Consider the following 18,462-nt stretch of genomic DNA (forward strand, 5'->3'; position numbering starts at 1 on the left):
AACCCTCTTAGAACATCGGATGCGTTCATCATACCTCTGATACTGGCTATGCTGACTGGATTCATGATATCAATAGCCGCAATAGCGCCAAAGAAAGTCAACATTTAAGCCCGCGATGCGGGCTTTTTCGTGGCTGCTAGACGGCCTTTGTGACATGTCACGCTATTTCATTCCCGGATCAACCTGATTTATCAGCGGGGCAATCCAGAACAGGTTGTTGCCAGGAAGAAGTGTGCGCACATTATGCAGCACCCTGTCACCGGCATCGCCATTGAGTACGCCTGCGGTCACGTCGGTAATGGTATCGAGCAGGCCGAACGTTGGGCCAAGCGCAGAACCGATAAAGCCACGGCTGGCATATCTCGACTGCGCGCCCGTTCCGAGTAGCGCCCCAAGGCCAACCATACCCCCGGTAGCTTTCTCAGCCATATTATTGTATTCCATCAGGGGACCAAGGATACCGGATCGGTCAATCCCCTCAATAGCAAGTTTCTGCGGCGACCAGTCTACCTCTTTGCCATTTGCAGACTGTTTAAGCGCGTACGTCAGTGCGCCCAAAGCAATCTGAAATGCGGTGCCGTAATAAAACTGACCGGTTCCCTCCTGTAGTCCGCCTAACGTCGCACGATTATAGGAAGCGGTCGCGAACGATTTAAACTGGAATATGGTTTTACCCAGCGGCGTACTGGCCCACAGCGGTGTATCGCCGATCCCCGGGGTGATAACGGTATTGTTAACGTCTTTGAGCACCGCAGACTGGAAAACGCCTGCAACGTGCTGATCGTCCCATTTCTCAAAATTGCCGATATGCCAGCCGTTGATCACCTCACCGTGCTTTTCGAACTCGCTGCGGATACGCGCGGCCATATTGTCGTTAATGCCGAGCTTAGCCAGGCGGCGGCCGGTGAATGCGCCGGAAAGAATACCGTCGGACGTGATCATACCGTTTACCGATTTGTTCATGTCATCGAAGTGACCCATCAGCGTGAGCTTGCCGAACGCATCGGTAACACGCTCCATACCCGCTTCCACTGCCGTTGTCCGGGCGGAACTGTCCACCAGGTCGCCCATCGTACGCGCGCGGGTATGGAGGATGGTCTCCAGCCCGACGGCCATTTTTAACTGTTCTGACCGGCTGGCCTTGAATGCCGGTGATCGCGTAATCAGCGCTGAGTAGCCGCGCATGGTATTGCCAAACCCGTTAACCATCACACCGCGCGCAAGATCAGGAATAGCGGAAACGGTCATACCGCCCAGCTTGGTAACAAAGTTAGCGCTGCGTAGAAACGCACCAGCGCGTACGAAAAATGATGATGGATCGTCAGGCATGCCATAGGTACCCGCCAGGCGGTCTCGTAGCGCTGTGATATCCCGGATATCGTTATCGCGGGCTTTCGCCAGTTTTGCCTGGTCTTTGGGATTCTGGCGCATCAGCGCATCGTATTCGTCCTGAATATCCTTGAGCTGCTTTTCCAGGGATTTGTTACCGAATGCGCGGGTCAGCTCAACCTCTGCCGATGCCTCGCGAATGTGTCGCTGTAACACATAGTTGGCGTCACTCTCCAGATAATCTTTCATCAGGCGATCTGGAACACTGAGCGTACGCGCCCGGGTGCTTCCTGCCGCTTTCACCATAAAGACGTTCGCGAAATCCTGGGGAATTTTTGCGCCGACGATTTTATTGATCGTGGCATCGGCCGTAATTTCCGCCTCTTCGCGGGACATGGTTTTTTCACCACGCGACCACCAGTCAACCAGCATGTCGCGGAATTTATCACGCTCGTTGACGATCTTGCCGACTTTGTACACGCGAGGGAAATAACTCTCCTGGCCGATGGCTTTCAGTTCCTCGTCAGGTGGCAACAGGCCAAGCTTTTGCTGTGCCACTTTCACCCGATTAACAACGGTGCGCATTGCCTGCGCCGCTTCCTGCACCACCGGATTAGCATGCACATCACCGCTGCGCATGGCGTTACCTACCTCCTCACGGAACTGTGAAAAACTCAGGTCGCCCCCGGCGGCTTTATACTGGCTGTAGGCCTGTTTGTTCGTCACCACGACGGCCGCCTCTTCACGACGCCACCCGCGAACACGGGTTTCCGCCGCAATTGGTGTCTCAATGCCGCGGGCATTTCCTTGCAGTGTGTAGTTATTCTCTGCCAGTTCAAGCGCGGTGCGGCGGGAGGTTTTAGACGGCGACTCCATCAGACGGGTAAACGGTGTCAGATAACTCCCTGCCTTACGTGCCAGCTTGCCGACCGGGCCGCCAGCTGCCGGAGTGAGATCCTCGAGCGTGGCCTCACTGATTCGCGCCGCGCCGACGCTGCCACCTTCGGGAAGCGAGGCAGCAGCCGTGTCCGTCACTGACGTGATACTCATATTATCGAGCGCGTCAGCCACCTCACGCGTGGCCGCTGTACGAATTGATGGCGATAGCGCAGCACCGGCGGATGCAAATACACCGCTCATCAACGCACCAGCTGCGACGTGGGAAGCACTCTCCCCCCACGTGCGGGTAATCTGCTGGTTATTCAGCGCAACCTCGCTCGCTGCTGTTGCAGCTGCGCCAATCGCAGCCTGTGACGCTATACGGGCCACTGCTCCGCCCTGAGCACCAGGAATGAACATCGACGCGACGGTGACCGGATCGACAACCCCGGCGGCAATACTGGCGAGAACGCCCTCCCCGCCCGCCTCTGAAAGTACCCGACGGTCCTCGTTTTCGTCGTCAATCTGCTGTTTAAGCCAGGCAGTTTCTTCCGGTGAACGGGAATCAGCAAAAGCAGATCCCCATTGTTCGTATCCGTGCAGCTCGGTTTTATCAGCATAGGGGTTATACCCGTCTACCGACTCAAACTGCTTGGCCGGGCGGAACATCTCGGCCAGAAGGTTATTCTGGCGGAAGGCGGCGCCCCATACCGATGGTTCTGGTTGCTGCGGCTCCGGGTTGGTTCCTTCAGGCAAAGGCACATCAAACCCTGTGGGCTCTGGCAGAACATTGCCAGCAGGAGTAAATCCGTTGCTCAGTTCTTCTGGCGATGAATACACAGGCATTATTCATTACTCCATGAGAAATAGTTTTTGAAGCGATTAACACGATCATTGTGGAACCTGCGATACTGTTCATCAATTGCACGGTGTTTATCTTTAAAGCCGCGAATTTCCTGACCCTTGATGATTTCTTCCTGATCTTTTTGCTCTCTTTCCTGTATGGATTTTTTATATGGCTCCCATTCATCCAAAGAGGGTTTCCACCGCATAGGCCTGCCATAAGAATCGTAGAATGGCTGTACCGCCTCAATACCATCCTTATCTTTTGTTCGCACCATAATGGCGTAATCTCCATTGCGGGCCGTCAGCACATCAGGGGTAATCTCCAGTTCGCCGCCAATACGCGACTCCGGCGTTTTACTGGTAACAGGTGCTGAGTTGCCGGAGGTGATCCCGAGTTGTGTCGGGCTTGTAGTGATGTCTATCTTACGGTCGCCATACATCAGTTGCTCTTTATCTGCCTTCCACTGCTCTGCCTGCCATCCGGAAGGGCCATAATTGTAAAGAGCCTCAGGGGCATACTTCATCAGCTTTGCAGTCCCATTCACTTCGCTGATGCTCCAGGTGCGGGCGATCTGCTGATTGGTCATTTTCTTCGCTGCATCAGCATTTCCGCCAGTGGTGCGGTAGTTAATGTCGTACAGCGCCTGATAGTCATTTCTGAATCTTGCAGCATCTGGAGTTGAGTCATCTGCCGATGGCCCGCCAAAGCTATACCAGGGAGACATATTGCTTACGGCTGAATCCATCGCCTTGACCCGGTCTTTTTTATATTCCTTTGTGCTCTGTGTTGATGACAGCTGCGCTTTGAGCGCATCGGTCTGGTTGTATGAGAGGTTATTAGCCTGTTCTATAGCTGATTCAGGTGCCATGCCGGAATCAGTTAGCTGCTTAACGGTGAGATAAAATCCCTGCATATCCTTGGGCATATCGCCGACAGATGCTGGGTCTGCGTCATAGAGGCGATTAAATAACTCAGCCCCCTGACGGACCGCCTCAGGACTGCGCGCGCGGGATATCGCCGATAACTGGGTGGTTACCTGCGAAGGAATGATCCCGGTCTGGGCCACCTGCTGCACAATCCCGTCATGGGTGGTGGCGTCGTTAATCCGGAAGTTTTGCGCCGTTGGCGTGGCATCGGCGGCTTTTTGCATGGATTTATTGGTAGGGTCGAGTTTCTCGCCCATAGACAGCGCTTCGTTAAAACGACGGGCATCACGCTGCGCCTGTATCGCTTCATTACTTTTCTGCACCAGCGCGCCGAGCTTGCCATACGCATCGAGTTTGAGCGCATATTCAGGGTCATTGACCTCTGGTTTCTTTTTGAGTAATTCCTGCTGCTGCTGTTCAGGAGAAAGGTACTGAATTGCCTGGAAAGTTTTTGCATTGTCCATAGCGATATCGAGCTTCGATACCATTTTTTTCCCTTGCTCACCGTAGCCAAACATAATGGCAGGGATAGAAGGAACGGCATCAGGGACTTCGCCATTATTGAGTTGAGCCATTGTATTGTTGAGCAGCGGTTCGAGCTCATTAAGTACCAGTTTTCTCTGCTTCTCAATCTGAGCGTTTGCAAGATTATCAATTTGATTAACGGTAACGGGATCCATACCGGTTTTATTTTTACGGTATCGTGAAATCCAACCCTGCGTTTCAGATGGTAGTTTTTTTATGAAATCGGCTTGGGATATCTCTCCTTTTCTTGGATCACCGACCTTCTCAATAAGTTTGTCAACATTGCCCTGCCCCCAGTTATATGCTGCTCCAGCCAGTAATTCAGAGCCATACTTGTTTGACAGTTCCTGCGCGTAATCCGAGGCCAGCATGGTATGTTGCTGCTCGTCTGCCGGGTTGTACTTCAGCCCACGCCGTGCGGCCAGTTCTTTGCCTGTTTCAGGCATTAACTGGAAACGGCCCTGAGCACCAGCTGAAGAAGTGACAATTGACCCGTCTGAATTAAGATGCTTACCACCTGACTCGACGATACCTACAGATCGCATATCCAGACCGCCAGTATCATCTGCTGAAAACTCACCGTTCATCCACCCAAGCGGGTTATCAACTGCATAGTTTTTAGCTCTCATCTCAGTGGCGGCAAGGTTATCTTTTTCAATGGCAGCCAGAATCTGCTCCTGTGACCAACCTCTTGAGGCACCGAATCTCGCTGTTGCTACTGTGCGAATATTCTTTGCGAGAATAGCTTCCTGGGGATTATTCCACGAATCAGCCTCTTTCTGGATCTGCAACTGTCTGGTGGCATCGTATTGATTGCTTTCAAACTCGCTGACCTGCCCCTGCTCATAGCGGCCAACGTTTCCCTGAAACTGGATGCGCTGCTGCTGCGCCTGCTGCATGAACATCTGGCGCGATGCGTCATCAGGTAGCGACGAGGCCAGGGATTGGATCTGCTCATCATATTGCTGCGTAAACTCCTGACCCTTACCGATGGCGTTTTGGCCCTTCAGGCTGTAAAGTTGGGTCTTTAAATCCTCTTCGGCCTGACTGAGCTTTAAGCTGGCCTCCTGTGAAAGAGCCACATTCGCCCGCTGTTTAGCTTCTGCAACTGCGCCAATATATTTTTCACCTACCTCAGACAAAGCACCAAAAGCATCCAGATTTTGCGGAGCTGAAAATCCACCGGTCTGCACACCTGTGCTTTGAACCTGTCGGCCTTGAACTGTCGGAACAATTGGCATCAGTAGCCCCCTAATTTGAACTGTGAGCTGCTATTAATAAAACCCTTGTTGGATAACATCGGGGTAGTTCCACCACCAGATGAAAGTGATGTTTTGAATGGACTCCAGGTGCCGCCGGCCATCTGATAAGCGCCGTAGGCTTTGAGCGGGGCCGTCAACAGTGTCATTCCTACAGCGTTACGCCCATTCGTGCGGGCCGCTCTCGACTCGGCCTGAGCATTCATTCCTTGGACTTGGAATCCGTAGGCTTCACGCTGGGCATTATTAATGGTCGTAAGAGCATCAAGCTCTCCAAATTGTGCAGTATCACCGAAGATATCCAGCGCATTGCCAGTTGAGAGATCCGCGCCGGTGGCTCCCATCGTCGCCGCCTGGGTGCCAGCTGCCTGGCGATTACGTCGGCGAACTTCAGCGGCCTGCGCATTCCCCCTATTTATAGAGTCTTGCGCCTGCTGCTGAGCAATATCCGCATTCTGATCAGCAACGGCAGATTGATACTTAGCTTGTTGGTTCTGGCTGTAGGCTTGCATTGCTGACATGGCAAGCATTCCTACACCAACTGCAACTGGTCCGCACATTATTTTCTCTCCATGTGGAAGCGATGAAACAGAAGACCGTGAGCGCCGTACGGCTGTGGTTCTTCAATGGTGAATCCCAGCCAGTGCAGCCAGATACGCGCTGTGTGGTTGCGGGCATCAACATAGTTTTCAAGATACGGGTAAACAGCCAGCATTGCATTGACCACTTTCCCGCAGCGGCGCAGGAAAGTGCGCTGGTATTTCTCCAGCGAAACGGTGCCCACCAGCCACGGGATACCGTTACCACCGATCATTGATGCCGGGGCCACGCCGAAGATGGTCACCACCTCACCGTTAATCAGACCGGCACAGGCAAATGTTGACGTGCGCAGACCGGTTTCAAGCACGCGGCGCGGGCTCCACCCATTTGTCGCCAGAAATTCATCAACGTCAGCCTGGCGGACATGCGGGAGCATGGCTTCGATATGCGCTGCGGTGGCCGGTACGATCTGAGCTTTAATCATCAGAATCCCCCGACAGTCATGCGCGGAATGACAGCCAGAACTGACAGCGGCAGCGGATCGAGCTGGCGCACCTTAACGCGTCCGTTTTTATCCCAGTTGCTGTCGAGCTTCACCTCAACTTTTCCGGTAGCGTCATCAACAGGGTCGTCGTAAAACTCGAACTCACGCTGTGGATACTCGTACCATTTGCCACCAGGCGTGGTTGCCCATATTCCTCGGCTGGCATTTACCACCATCGTGACAGTGGGGATCACCTGCTTTTTATCCAGTAGCGTTTCCTGCCCGTTGATATTGATGTCCAGCGTTTCGAATTCAGCCGTGATCGGCAGTCCGATATGCACAACTGCGCCAGGAGATTCCAGCGTGACAGCGCCACCAGATACGGTTTTCTGCGGCTCAACGCTGGCGTCTGAGAGGATGTTGACTGTCTGGCCTTCGAGATGTGACAGACCGCTGAAGGTCTGGCGGGCCATCTGCCAGTTAGTTGTGGCCACAGTGCGCAGGACCGCAGGAACGTTACGGTTAAAGCGCACAACCACAGCGGTATTACTCGTTACTGAGATGATGTCGCCACGCAATTCTTTCGCCACTGCTTCGCCGGTATCGGGATCCGTCTCTGAATACGGGAACTGGATCTGAGCGCCAACGTCAGTGCCCACGAAATAAGCCCCGCCGCTTATTGTCACCGGGTAGTCGACCTGATAGCTCCAGTCTCCGGTTCCGCCGCTGATGGTCAATGTGCGTGTTGATGTATTACGCCCGTCATAGCTCAGGCCGCAGTCGACAAAGAACGCGTCTTCATCACTGGTAAACAGGCGGCTGGACAGGCGCTCGATGTAACGTTTCGTCTGTCCGTTGATGCTGCGGTTAACCACGAAATAAACAGCGTCTTCGCTGCCTTCGCTGATAGAGCAGGTGCTTTCGTACTTCCCGGCGCTGGACTGCGGAGCCCAGGCGAACACCTGCTGATCACGCAGATATGTCAGCACCAGCAGTTTGCCGTCGTCGCGGATGCAGAACGCGCTGCTGTACGGCACGATGCAGAATGACCAGTCAACGATGCTGCGTTTCTGGAAGAGGTGGTTTGCCAGTATGGTCAGGTCAGTGCCCTGGTACCCATCGACGTCAAAGGAGTAAGCCAGATCACGGACCACGCTCCCCTTCTCCTGGATGAACAGCGCGATGTTTGCCACTGCGATCGGCGGCACATTGCTGGAGCCGTTATTCCCCTGCGAGATGAACGAGAACGCCGACGGCGTGAGAACCTTATTCTGGTCTCCGGATATCGTATATTCCCCGCCGGATGTCAGCGCGACCAGGTTGCCGACGTCTATAAGGTGGCGGATCTCGTTCACTTGCCGCCCGGCGTAGGTGTAGATAATGCGATCGTCATCCTGAATAGGGTTGCTCTTGCCGAAGTCTTTATAGTCACCGGTACGGCTCGCCCAGATGGTTTGCGGGTAAGCGGTAGACGCGGCGAAATACAGGCGCTGCTGATAGTAAACAACCGTGCTTGGATAGCCGTTGACGCTGTTCCAGGCGTATTTTGCCCATTTATAACTGCCGTTAGCGGAGCCAACAACCTGTGAAGGGATATAGCTCACCACCGTTGCAGTTGCGGTAGTGCCCGCCACAGCCGTGATCCGAGCAATGCCAAAACCGCTGTGGAGGTATTCCCACTGAATGCCGGTATCACCACCCCAGCCATCCCATGACATGCCTTCAGTGTGAGATGGTCGAAGCGTGCCAGTGGTACCTCCTGTATTGGCGCGGTAGTAGTTGCTGTCAGCGCGGCGCACATCATTGATAGCAGTGGTCTTACTGGTTTCCCAGACGGGAACGGAATCAACCGCCGGCTGCTCGAGATAAAACAATTTCCCGACCTGCTCGGCACCGAAGATAGAAGAACTGGCCGTCAGCGTAATGGTCCCGGTGCTGGCGCTGGCGTATACCTTCACTGACTCGTCAATGTTGATATCTTCGAACGGTCCGTTTTTTGTGGTGACATCGACGATCTGCCAGTTGTCATGCGCGTAACGGCGCAGCTCCTTCGGCGGGTAGGCCGGGTGAACCAGCGTAAGCACGTCGGCGCTCTGCGTGAATTTAATGCGGAACAGGTCGGCCTCAGCATACGGCATAGCCAATTCGTAGATCACATTGCTGCTGTTCAGCACATACGCACCATCTTTGATAACGCGCATATAGTTGTGCCCGAACTCCAGCGCATAAGTCTGGACGGTAGAGAACTGGAAAGGGATAAGACGGCATTTGCGCGTCGGGTATTTGGCTTCGCCGACGAAGCGCGTTCCCGGGCGATTCTCCACCCCGCCATACTGACGGACGATAAAGTTGTCGCACTTACGCAGCGCAACCTGATACTTCGACATATCGATGCGCCCGTACAGCGATGGGCCAATCTCGCCACCGGCAAAGCTCGGCTGGATCCAACTGAAAGCCATTATGACAACCTCGCTGCGGTGAACTCATCAACTGGCGGCTGCGGCTCCTGGGATTCGTTCTGGCTGTGCGAGCCAGCGCTCAGGATGACACTCCGGTAAGTCATCAGTGCGTTGTTACCTAGATCTGCGCTGCCAGTCAGCGTCATATTGATTGCGGCGGCAAGACGCCAGGACAGCGCCTCTATGAAGATGGCATCGAACATATTCACGTCAGTGACGCGCGCAACGTACTTCAACCAAGCTTGAGGCTGATCGGTGTAGATCAGCTTTCCGGTGCCGTCGGCATCAGACCCAACTTCATAGTTGATGCGCATGGCCGCCGTCGGATTACGGATACCGGGCACCATAATTTCGGTGATGCGCAGGCAGTCGGTCGGATACTGGTAGGAATAAGCCCAGTCCGGCGGCGGGTTGTTGGTATCGGCCAGCGCCAGGCGTTTGGTGGCAAAGTTCCAGTCGAAGTCCGCCAGCGCAGCATCGCGGCAGGAATCGAAATGCAGGGAGCACTGCCCGGCTTCTTTGCTGGCCTCTGTCAGGCTGTTAATGCTGCGGCTGTTCCCGATATTGCTCAGCGCGCGGTTGCAGATCTCGATAACGGAGGCCATTAATCATCCTCCCCGCCGTAGAGAGTCTGGGCGGCAGTTTTTGGCTTCTCACCTGACACAGGCGAGATTGCCATGTCGGTGATTTGCAGGCTGGCATCGTGCCGGACACCCTCACCATCTTCGCGAGTCGACATGCTTTTGATGATAGCTTTGGCGGAGATCATCACCTCAGTACCTACAGGCTGAGACGTGGCGCCGAGTTTCTTCAGTGTTTCATTGTCAAGGTTGATGCATAGACCCCATGGATAATCGTCACGGGTTTTTGTTTCACCAGATTCATCCTGGTAGCTGTCGGTGCCGGTTTTGAGGTTTACCAGTTCCATAACGGACTCCTGCAATAAAGGGGCCGAAGCCCCTTGTTTTATTAGCGAGGCTCAGACGCCCAGTTTTTGCCGTTCCTCAGCAATACGTTCTTTGATCGTTTCAACATTCATGTTGCCAGGTTTCTTGTTGAAAAGTTCTTCGTACTGCTGGCGTAGCGCGGCTTCATCTTCACTGAAGGTATTGGCATCTTTACCGCCAGTATATTCCTGGCCATCATCTTCAGCCTGTGGTTCAGGCTGAGAGTCAACCGGCACGATTCCACGCTTCTGGTCTGCCTTCTTCTTTGCCGCCTTCGCCGCTGCGTTGATCGGCTCCAGCGCAGATCCTGGCTCGCCGTCATATTCAATCTCTGAGCCTTCAGGCCAGAGGTTGTTATGAATATGGGATAAGCGCAGGACGCGGTATTTTGCTTTTTCCATTGCCATCACCTTAGCCAGTCACTTTGGAACGGGTCGGGTAATAAGGAGTGTTGTTGTCAACATCCAGATTAATTCCCGAGGTGAACGCGCCAGCAGTCAGCGGACCGGTGCCGACTGAATAGTTAACGCGCAGATAACGCTGGACGCCCGCCGGAACTTTGGTAGAGAACAGGCGTTTGCCAACTGTCAGAGCAGACAGCGCCAGAGCACCGCTGTCGTAGATAGTGGTCCAGGTGGAGTTGTCCGGGCTGGTCTGCAACTGAACGTTGAGGGTCGCGGCACCAGCAGCGGTTGCAGTGGTGTCAACGGTTGCCCAGAACTCCAGCGGATAACCAACGCCGATATCGCGGCGGGTGCCGTCGATAGGGCCGAGATCAATAACATCCGTAGAAGCAGCGGAAGCTGTAACCGCCTGCTTCTCGGAGAACATCAACAGTTTGTCGAGGATCATTTTCTTTCTCCATTTATGGGCCGGTTAAGGCCCATCAGTTAATGACAGGCGTTAAACAACGCGCGCTTCTGTTTCGAGAATCGCATCGGTTTCACGGATTGGGATGCCACGGAACGTGGTCCAGAATTCGCCTTCAGTCTCTTTTACGGACAGAGCCAGAGAGGCTTTATCCAGAGATTGCAGATCCAGCGCCTGGGCAACGGTACGGTTCATGTAGAACACCGCGCGTCCCATTTTCAGGTTAGGGACGCGGTGCAGCGCTTTAACCATCAGGCTGACGATATTTGCAGCTGAACCTGGTACTGACAGATCGCTCACATCGATGTTGGCGATGCGCACAACGTAGCGCCAGTCACGGAGAGCCAGGCCGTTATCCCACTTATAATGGGTGCGGTAACCCTGGTATTTGCCGCCATTGGCATCGGTAAGCGTCTGCTCGCCGAGGTTCTGAGTCTGCAAACCAGCCTTCTGCCCTTTAGGGAAGATGCCGTGCACAGTGTTTTCACCCCAGACCACCAGCCAGATAGAGGTGTTATCTGTACCGGTGCCGCCAGCATCAATAATGTTCTGGCCGTTGCCTGCGGATTTGCTGGAGTAGCGGGATGACAGGCCCATGAACTGCTGTGGGTTCACACTGGTGTCGCCGTAGAACAGCGTCTGAGCCATCTGCTGGTTCATGCCTTCGAGGAATGCACGATCTTCAGACAGGCGGAATTCAGCAGTGTTACCGTTAAGATCTGCCAGTGACTTATCTACTTCCGCATAAGCCTCCAGCATGCCGACAGTGTCAGTGACCTGTACGGTAGTTGATTTTGTCGGTTGCACACCGTAGTTCAGCAAACGCCAGGTAGGCTGCGGGAGCCCCGAGCGAACGGTGGTACGGTGACCAGTTGGAAGGTTACCCTCTACGAACATCATATCCGTCAGGATTTCGTTGGTCTGGGAAAGAAGTTCGACAATCTTATCGACCTTTCCGTTTGGATCAGTACGCTTAGCCCAGTCAGCCAGCGTCAGCGCATTTACGCCTTTAACAGCCATGGTTATATCCTCTCTTATTAGCCATAAAGCACTTCGGCCGCACTACGCTGGCCTTGATTACTGCCATCGACCATGCCGTCTTCCGACATGGCTTTACCGATTTTCACAAACGTTTTAACCAGGTCTGGATGGTTACCAAGCCCGGTAGCGTTCAGATATTCTTTCAGTTCCGGCGTGCCGAACTGGTCGAGTGCACGCTGCGCAGCACTGAGGTTTGCGGTCAGTTTGTCGCCGCCGATCTCCTTGTCTGCCTTCACGGTCTCTGCCCAGCCTTCGGTCTGCTTCTGCCAGGCTTCTGCCTGACGCTGCTGCACACCGGCCAGAATTTTGGGATATGCGTCCACCAGCTTCTGCGCCTGCTCGTTGGTCAGGTTCAGATCACGGGCAACGGGTTCGAAGTCCTTCAGCGCGTCGGCATCCAGCTCTACGCCTTCGCCAGCGGTAAATTCGTATTTCTCCGGAGCACCTTCCTGCTTCTGGTCTTTTTCAGCCTTTTCTGCTTTGGCTTTATCAGCAGCAAGTTCTTCCTCGGTTTTCTGAGTTTCTGAACCTTTGTCAGAATCAGTACCCGTCGCGTTATCCTGCGTCTGGGTTTGCTCCTGAGTTTGTTGCTGCGTTTCGCCAGCGCCTTGAGTTGTTTCAGTGGCACCAGTTGAAGCTGTATCTGCCTGACCACCTTCAGTGGATTGCTCATTGCAAAGACGGCGATGCAGCAAACGTTCAAATAAATTCATGGTTACTCCTGTTCACTGGCCTCTGCGGCCATCTTCAGATACTGATCGGGGCAGTGCGTCATGACGCGCTGAAACAGAACCAGCGCCAGGTTGCGCTGCCCTTCATTGAATGCTGTGATGTGCGGGTCTACGTTGAAGCAGGTGCCGAACACCTGACCTTTCTCCAGCAAACTCCACACGACGCGGCGACCCTGCTCGCTATCCATGACGAACTTGATGTCGTCCTTCTCGCGCTGCTCCAGATCGTGCTTCTTACGCTCGTTCTGAATGCGCAGTTCTTCTTCGTCGAAGTCCGTCATTGCTGAGCCGCTCCCACTGCGTTAGTGATTGCTGTGAGCGCGCTTGGATCTGCGGTTTGCGTGTCGCTGAGCGTCTTCGCGCCCTGCGCTACGGCCTGACCCATTGCCAGCGCCTGAGCTGCCTGCTGCTGTTTGGCGCGGTCTTCTCGAATCTGCTGCACCTGCTCCTGCGGAACGATGACTGTTGGCGATACGCCGGACATTTCGGAGAACGCGTCGATAGCCTGATCCGCGTCGAGCTTGTCGAGCGCTTCCGTTTTACCGACTGAAGCCAGTTGAGCGATGAAGCCAACGGTCTGCGACAGGCTGGTGAGGCCGATAGATTTCTGCGCCTGCGCCATAACGGAGATGTACTCGATGCGCAGCGGCATTCCCTGCATAACGTCAGGCGGTGGCGGCAGCATGTTCTTGCGCGCCATGATGGAGAAAACGCGGTCAATTAGCGGGTTGAGCGCTTCGTCGTTCAGACGTTCCAGCACCGGGCCGAGCATCAGCAGCTTCTCTTCCTTCATCTCGATCACTGCTTCCACTGGCATTGAGCGGGTGTTGATGTTTTGCAGCATCATGAAGAGGTCGACAAAGTAGGCGCTGTTGATGGTCTGGCGGGTGTCCTGGATGTCAGCCAGCAGGTCGGCGGTATTCGGGTTTACCAGGTACGCAGGTTTGAAACCGTCCTGCCCGCTCAGAACGTCGAGATACGTCACGTCGCCAGGTAGCAGAGAAACGCGCTGATTTTTCAGCGACGTCGGAGCGACCATCGGCGGGTTTGTAGCTTTGTCGATGAGCTGAGCTTTACGTTTCTGCTCAACCTGAAGCGCTTTGACCTGCCCGAGCGCCAGCATTCCAGGGCAGGATGACGCATAAACGTCCTCGCCGTTAACTTCCCAGCGCGGCGCCAGGATCGGGAATTCATCGAAACCAGATTCACGCAGCAATTTGTCGGAGTCGCCGCCTGTCTCGAAATAGACAGAGCGATACGGCTTGTTCTTGCTGTCCATCTTCCCGCTGTCGCGGTTGATGTTTGGTGTGATGCAGTGGTTTACCTCGATCCAGTTTTCATACAATCCGCTTTCCCACTGGCTCTTCACGGACGCGCTGACATTGTCCAGGCCAAACTCTTGCACGAGCTGGCGCACGGTCATTGAGAACTGACGGAAGGAGGTGTCGACGCTGCCACGCGGGCTGTTAGCCAGGTAGTAGCTGCCAATCGGGAAAGGCATTGTGCGGATCACGTCCTGGTCATCTTCCAGAACAGCCATAGCGGCGGTGCCATAAGTACCCAGACTGGCGTACATGACGGGAAGAGACTGATAAAGATTCGACTTGTTGAACACTTCGTTCATGCGGCGCTGCACGACTTCCAGCCAGACCTTCACCGGGCCGTAATCCATCATGTCAGGGTCAGGCGTTGCCAGCTTGAACCACGGACGGGCAGGGCTGGTGATGCCGGACATCATGCCGCTGGCGAGAGTGCGCTGAGCGAATGAGCCGGTGGGGTCAACAATTTTGGTGTTGCGGCGATCGTCACGGTTAACGTCAGACGTCAGGAAGCGGGAACCGCGCGGATTGATAAAGTCGCTCAGGTCGCGCCAGTGCGGCTCGAACGATGTGCGCTCATTCTTCAGCTGTGCAAGCTGCTTCAGCAGCCGCTCTTTTTCGGTTTCCACCATCTCTGCGCGCTCCGTTACTGACCGAGCAGCGTTTTACCGCTGGTATTGGCGGCGGAAGTGTCGCCCTGGGCACCGGTGAGCATGGTCGAGTTACGACCGGCGGCAGCACGGCGGCGGCGCTCTTCGTCATCGCGCGCACTGACAACAGCGGCGTCCTGCTCCTGAGGTGCGGCCTGAACTTCTGGTGCCGCTGGCACTGATGGCTTGCTGCCGATACACATAGCGATAACCTCACACACGATTAAATTATTACCAATTTAACCATATACGGATTATTTTACGTAGTGTATTGACATAATGAACCGTAATTATTACCCTTCAGGTAACACAACATGAAAGCGCACTTTGATATCGGTTCGGTGAGGTCTTGTCGCTAAATCAAAACTGGTGAGTGCGCTTCCAGGTGTGAGCAGTACGGCATATGGCACATGTGTCGTAGCGGTCTGGCGGGGTCCTTGACAACTTCCCCTGAGCAGGTAGCCGGAATGTGCAAGTCACTCTCGGTATGCACGGACATGACGATTCACCATCGTGGCGATACGGTGTGACACATCGGAAGAGACGAGGCCATAACAGGTAAGAGCATTGACTACACCAGATAAATCCTCGGATGTAATGGTAAAACCATGCAGTGCTCTTTCCGTTGTGGTTAGCTCAGGAATTGGTTAGAGCTCCATCCATGCTTGCCATTGCTGCATGGGCGGGTAATGGGTTCCGAAAGGATCGCCGCGCCGGTTCGAATCCGGCACCACAACCCAATCACGCCTTAGGACCGTGATACGGCAGTACCAGGTAATGCGTGTAGCTTTGGCGGTGGCAGTTGCTCCCACTTCTGACCACCGCCCTTTTTACAGCAGAGCGCCATCCCGATGACGTTGCGCTGTAAGCCCTGCATCACCCGCCAAGGAAGGCACTCCGTAGACCCTTGCTTCCAGTTCGCCCGGTTCGTCCGGGCATTTTTTTAAGGTGAAAATCATGAGTCAAACAGTCGTTAATGTTCAGAAACAATCTCCTGCTGAAGAGATACGCCGGGAGAACCTCTACCACACCAAATTGCAGTGCCTGGCTGAGGTTCTTGGTAAACAGTCATTCATTGACAAAAATTCAGCCAACAATGCAGCAGAAGCGATCAACGCCGCATTTGATAAGATTACTTTTTGAGGTAAGCAACCATGGTATCAACCGCATCCCCAGCACCATCCTGCATGGCTATCGAGCAGGAAATTCAGGCCAAAGAATCATCAGCTATTGAGCACCTCGAGTCTTTAACTGCTCATGATACTTATGCGAGGATGGTTATTGCGGCGCTCAGGAATGGTGCGATTACTGAACAACATGCCATCGTTCAGTACATGAAAATTCAGAAACAAAGAGCAGATCATTACGAAAGCGAGCTAATTAAGAATATCCAAAGGACGGCATCTGCCCCTCCTGTTTTTAAGCCGTGACATGTCACAGCCAGCCCGCCGATGCGCGGGCTTTGTTTTATGGGTTATTGCCAAAGGACATTTTTGGGCTTTGGCCTGGAGCAAAATTGCGCCCATTGATTTTATTGAAGAAATCCTAAGCTACAGAAATAGCTTTGCTACTTCCACGGGTCGTAATCCGTAACCGCTTTGCCCTGCTGACTCTCCTGACCAGGAATGCGCAGCCGCTTCGTAACCGGGAAAGCAAACGTCAGCAGCAGCGCGTCACCCTTACCAGGCGAGCGGCCTAAGCGCTCTTTGATATCTTCCTTCGGCTCAATGACGATCTTGCCATCCACCCTGACTTTGTACTCTGCCGCCGACAGGTCATCAGCCGTCTCCTGGTCGTCCAGCGCACCGCCGAGCTTCAGCCACGTTTTGCAGCTGTTGAACATCTCGCCGCGCTTATTGAGCATCTGCGGGTCGGTCGATCCTCCGCCGAACGGAATTAGCTGCCACGTCCGGCCCCAGCCGTCACCGATGGACTTCAGCCCGGTACCGTAACCAAAGTCGATAAACACCGCGTCAGCCTGGTACTGATCTTCAAAGTCGGCGATACGCTTCGCCATAATCAGATCGTCAGTGGTCTTGTTGCCGGTCCATAGCACTTTGCTGTGCAGCCCCTGGCGCAGGTATATCACCGCGTCATCCACGCCGGAATATGCCGGGTCGACGCCGATAATAACCGGAGCGTGCGCCACTTGCCCGGCGGTCACTACGCGCTTCATCGCCTCGTCAGTGAGCCCGGTCGGGATAAACTGGAGTTCAGACGCGTCAGGGAAGATCCCCCGCACACGGACCTTCACGAAGTCGCTGTCCTCGCCGTAGTCATCCACCCATTTCTGGAGTTGCTGCTTATTCGTGCCTTCGACGGTACGGCTGTCAATCTGCGCACACTTCCAGCGGTGCTTGTACTTGCGGAAGCATTCGCGGAAACGCCCGGTGTTACGCGTCGGGTTCCCGAACGCCACCCAGATGATTTCCGTGTCTTCGTCCGTCAGCGCGCCCTCTGCTACCTCCCACACCAGATCGGCAATGTTCGATGCTTCGTCGAATACCACGATGATGCGCTTGCGCTCGTTGTGCAGGCCAGCAAACGCTTCGGTGTTGTGCTCAGACCACGGGATTGCGTCAGCGCGCCAGCGTTTATCGTGGCCCGGATCGTTGCTGTACATCGCCGTGGCGGTGCAGGTGAACCACTCTTTCGTGATAGCCAGATTCGACCACTTTATGATTTCCGGCCAGGTCTTGGTGCGCAGCTGGTTGTCGGTGTTGGCGGTCACCACCACCTTGCAGTCCTCGCAGGTGGACATGCCCCAGTTGATGAGCATCGAGATGAAAGCGGATTTGCCGATACCGTGGCCGGATGCGCGGGCCAGCATTATCGGCTGGTGGCGCGTCGCGGGGTTCTGAAGGTGATCGCGTATCTCGCGAAATGCGTCAGCCTGCCAATTTCTCGGACCGGTGGCGTGCGCCAGCTCTGTGCCATCCTCGCCCCACGGGAATGCATACAGAGCATAGCCCAGCGGGTCATACGTGAACGAAGCAATATCCTCGACGAGCTGCTCTTCAGGCGACACGGCTGCGGCTGTCATTCTTCACCACCAGCCTGCTCTTTGACGCGGCGGCGCGCGGCTGCCATGCGGTCAGCGATGGTGACGGTGCCTGAAACCTCCAGCCGCTCTTTGAACGCGTTGACGTCGACGTGCTTACCAATCAGTTCGAGGTTCTTCACCTTGTTCGGCCATTTGATTTTTTTGAGGATGGTCTCTATCGAATCCTCGTTCATGTTCATGATGGTTGAGGACAGGTCGAACCCGCTGAGCGTGGTACGCCAGATTTTCGGCCACTCGCGGATCGGTTTCAGGCTGCCGTCGTCGTTCAGGATATCCAGCACATCCATCTGGTCGATTTCCACCAGGCGCATGAGGACGTAGTCAGCACTGACACGGTTTCGCTTGTTGCGCTCCTCCATCAGCTCAGCGATTCGTTTCTGGATTCTTTCGTCTCGCATCATCACGCTGGCTTTGACGGCTGCCGTATTAGGCGAAAATCCTGCGTCAATCGCCGCCTGAGACTGGTTTTCGGGTGTCTTAATGTAGGACTGGCAGTAAGCCTCCTGCATCGCTGTAAGAGGCTTATATTGCGTTGATTTGCGTTTGTGGGTTTTTGGTGTCGCGGGCATCATTACCACCTGAGTAATTTTAT

General features: G+C 54.5%; 18 protein-coding genes and 1 pseudogene. 3 read left to right on the forward strand and 16 right to left on the reverse strand.

Features of this window, described 5'->3' with window-relative positions; all coding sequences use genetic code 11:
* Nucleotides 1-162: 162 nt before the first annotated feature.
* The 14 genes from HWQ15_RS01745 to HWQ15_RS01810 are packed head-to-tail and all read right to left on the reverse strand — an operon-like array spanning nt 163 to nt 15,009.
* Nucleotides 163-3,054: a hypothetical protein gene (locus HWQ15_RS01745; protein ID WP_176587359.1), complete on the reverse strand. Its 2,892-nt coding sequence runs from the start codon at nt 3,052-3,054 to the stop codon at nt 163-165.
* Nucleotides 3,054-5,747, reverse strand: coding sequence for a transglycosylase SLT domain-containing protein (locus tag HWQ15_RS01750; RefSeq protein WP_176587360.1), 2,694 nt, complete (start codon nt 5,745-5,747; stop codon nt 3,054-3,056). Before HWQ15_RS01750 ends, HWQ15_RS01745 begins: the two co-directional genes overlap by 1 nt.
* On the reverse strand, nt 5,747-6,325 hold the full coding sequence (locus HWQ15_RS01755) for a hypothetical protein (RefSeq protein ID WP_077579855.1): 579 nt from the start codon (nt 6,323-6,325) through the stop codon (nt 5,747-5,749). Before HWQ15_RS01755 ends, HWQ15_RS01750 begins: the two co-directional genes overlap by 1 nt.
* Nucleotides 6,325-6,789, reverse strand: a complete 465-nt coding sequence (locus tag HWQ15_RS01760; RefSeq protein WP_063850268.1) for a hypothetical protein — start codon at nt 6,787-6,789, stop codon at nt 6,325-6,327. The genes HWQ15_RS01755 and HWQ15_RS01760 overlap by 1 nt, the downstream gene beginning before the upstream one ends.
* A complete protein-coding gene (locus HWQ15_RS01765) occupies nt 6,789-9,248 on the reverse strand; it encodes a hypothetical protein (RefSeq protein WP_176587361.1) in 2,460 nt (819 codons plus the stop codon). The genes HWQ15_RS01760 and HWQ15_RS01765 overlap by 1 nt, the downstream gene beginning before the upstream one ends.
* Nucleotides 9,248-9,853, reverse strand: a complete 606-nt coding sequence (locus tag HWQ15_RS01770; protein ID WP_104208894.1) for a hypothetical protein — start codon at nt 9,851-9,853, stop codon at nt 9,248-9,250. The genes HWQ15_RS01765 and HWQ15_RS01770 overlap by 1 nt, the downstream gene beginning before the upstream one ends.
* Nucleotides 9,853-10,176, reverse strand: a complete 324-nt coding sequence (gene gp10, locus HWQ15_RS01775) for a capsid staple protein (RefSeq protein ID WP_176587362.1) — start codon at nt 10,174-10,176, stop codon at nt 9,853-9,855. Before gp10 ends, HWQ15_RS01770 begins: the two co-directional genes overlap by 1 nt.
* A 51-nt stretch (nt 10,177-10,227) precedes the next feature.
* Nucleotides 10,228-10,602, reverse strand: coding sequence for a hypothetical protein (locus HWQ15_RS01780; protein WP_176587363.1), 375 nt, complete (start codon nt 10,600-10,602; stop codon nt 10,228-10,230).
* Nucleotides 10,603-10,606: 4 nt separating this feature from the next.
* On the reverse strand, nt 10,607-11,047 hold the full coding sequence (locus tag HWQ15_RS01785; protein WP_063850272.1) for a Bbp16 family capsid cement protein: 441 nt from the start codon (nt 11,045-11,047) through the stop codon (nt 10,607-10,609).
* A gap of 51 nt (nt 11,048-11,098) precedes the next feature.
* On the reverse strand, nt 11,099-12,085 hold the full coding sequence (locus tag HWQ15_RS01790; RefSeq protein ID WP_045342886.1) for a major capsid protein: 987 nt from the start codon (nt 12,083-12,085) through the stop codon (nt 11,099-11,101).
* A 17-nt stretch (nt 12,086-12,102) separates the two neighbouring features.
* Nucleotides 12,103-12,819: a peptidase gene (locus tag HWQ15_RS01795; RefSeq protein WP_176587364.1), complete on the reverse strand. Its 717-nt coding sequence runs from the start codon at nt 12,817-12,819 to the stop codon at nt 12,103-12,105.
* A gap of 2 nt (nt 12,820-12,821) precedes the next feature.
* Nucleotides 12,822-13,118, reverse strand: coding sequence for a hypothetical protein (locus tag HWQ15_RS01800; RefSeq protein ID WP_176587365.1), 297 nt, complete (start codon nt 13,116-13,118; stop codon nt 12,822-12,824).
* Nucleotides 13,115-14,788: a portal protein gene (locus HWQ15_RS01805; protein WP_176587366.1), complete on the reverse strand. Its 1,674-nt coding sequence runs from the start codon at nt 14,786-14,788 to the stop codon at nt 13,115-13,117. Before HWQ15_RS01805 ends, HWQ15_RS01800 begins: the two co-directional genes overlap by 4 nt.
* A 14-nt stretch (nt 14,789-14,802) precedes the next feature.
* Nucleotides 14,803-15,009 carry a hypothetical protein gene (locus HWQ15_RS01810; RefSeq protein ID WP_032636549.1) on the reverse strand — a complete coding sequence of 69 codons (207 nt, stop codon included), beginning with the start codon at nt 15,007-15,009 and terminating at the stop codon, nt 14,803-14,805.
* Nucleotides 15,010-15,431: 422 nt separating this feature from the next.
* On the opposite strand from HWQ15_RS01810, the pseudogene HWQ15_RS01815 reads away from it, so the two are divergent.
* The 3 genes and pseudogenes from HWQ15_RS01815 (at nt 15,432) to HWQ15_RS01825 (ending at nt 16,236) form a co-directional block, all read left to right on the forward strand.
* Nucleotides 15,432-15,546 (forward strand): annotated as a pseudogene (locus tag HWQ15_RS01815).
* A gap of 217 nt (nt 15,547-15,763) precedes the next feature.
* The gene (locus HWQ15_RS01820) at nt 15,764-15,949 is read left to right on the forward strand and encodes a hypothetical protein (RefSeq protein WP_063850280.1); all 186 of its coding nucleotides are present in this window, start codon (nt 15,764-15,766) and stop codon (nt 15,947-15,949) included.
* A gap of 11 nt (nt 15,950-15,960) precedes the next feature.
* Nucleotides 15,961-16,236, forward strand: a complete 276-nt coding sequence (locus HWQ15_RS01825) for a hypothetical protein (RefSeq protein ID WP_139154140.1) — start codon at nt 15,961-15,963, stop codon at nt 16,234-16,236.
* 137 nt (nt 16,237-16,373) lie between these two features.
* Here the strand turns inward: HWQ15_RS01825 and HWQ15_RS01830 are convergent, their stop codons facing one another.
* Together HWQ15_RS01830 and HWQ15_RS01835 are read right to left on the reverse strand one after the other, a co-directional pair.
* The gene (locus HWQ15_RS01830) at nt 16,374-17,849 is read right to left on the reverse strand and encodes a terminase (protein WP_176587367.1); all 1,476 of its coding nucleotides are present in this window, start codon (nt 17,847-17,849) and stop codon (nt 16,374-16,376) included.
* A complete protein-coding gene (locus tag HWQ15_RS01835) occupies nt 17,846-18,442 on the reverse strand; it encodes a terminase small subunit (protein WP_176587368.1) in 597 nt (198 codons plus the stop codon). Before HWQ15_RS01835 ends, HWQ15_RS01830 begins: the two co-directional genes overlap by 4 nt.
* Nucleotides 18,443-18,462 lie beyond the last annotated feature (20 nt).

It is taken from the genome of Enterobacter sp. DSM 30060, from assembly GCF_013375955.1.
GTDB lineage: Bacteria > Pseudomonadota > Gammaproteobacteria > Enterobacterales > Enterobacteriaceae > Enterobacter > Enterobacter intestinihominis.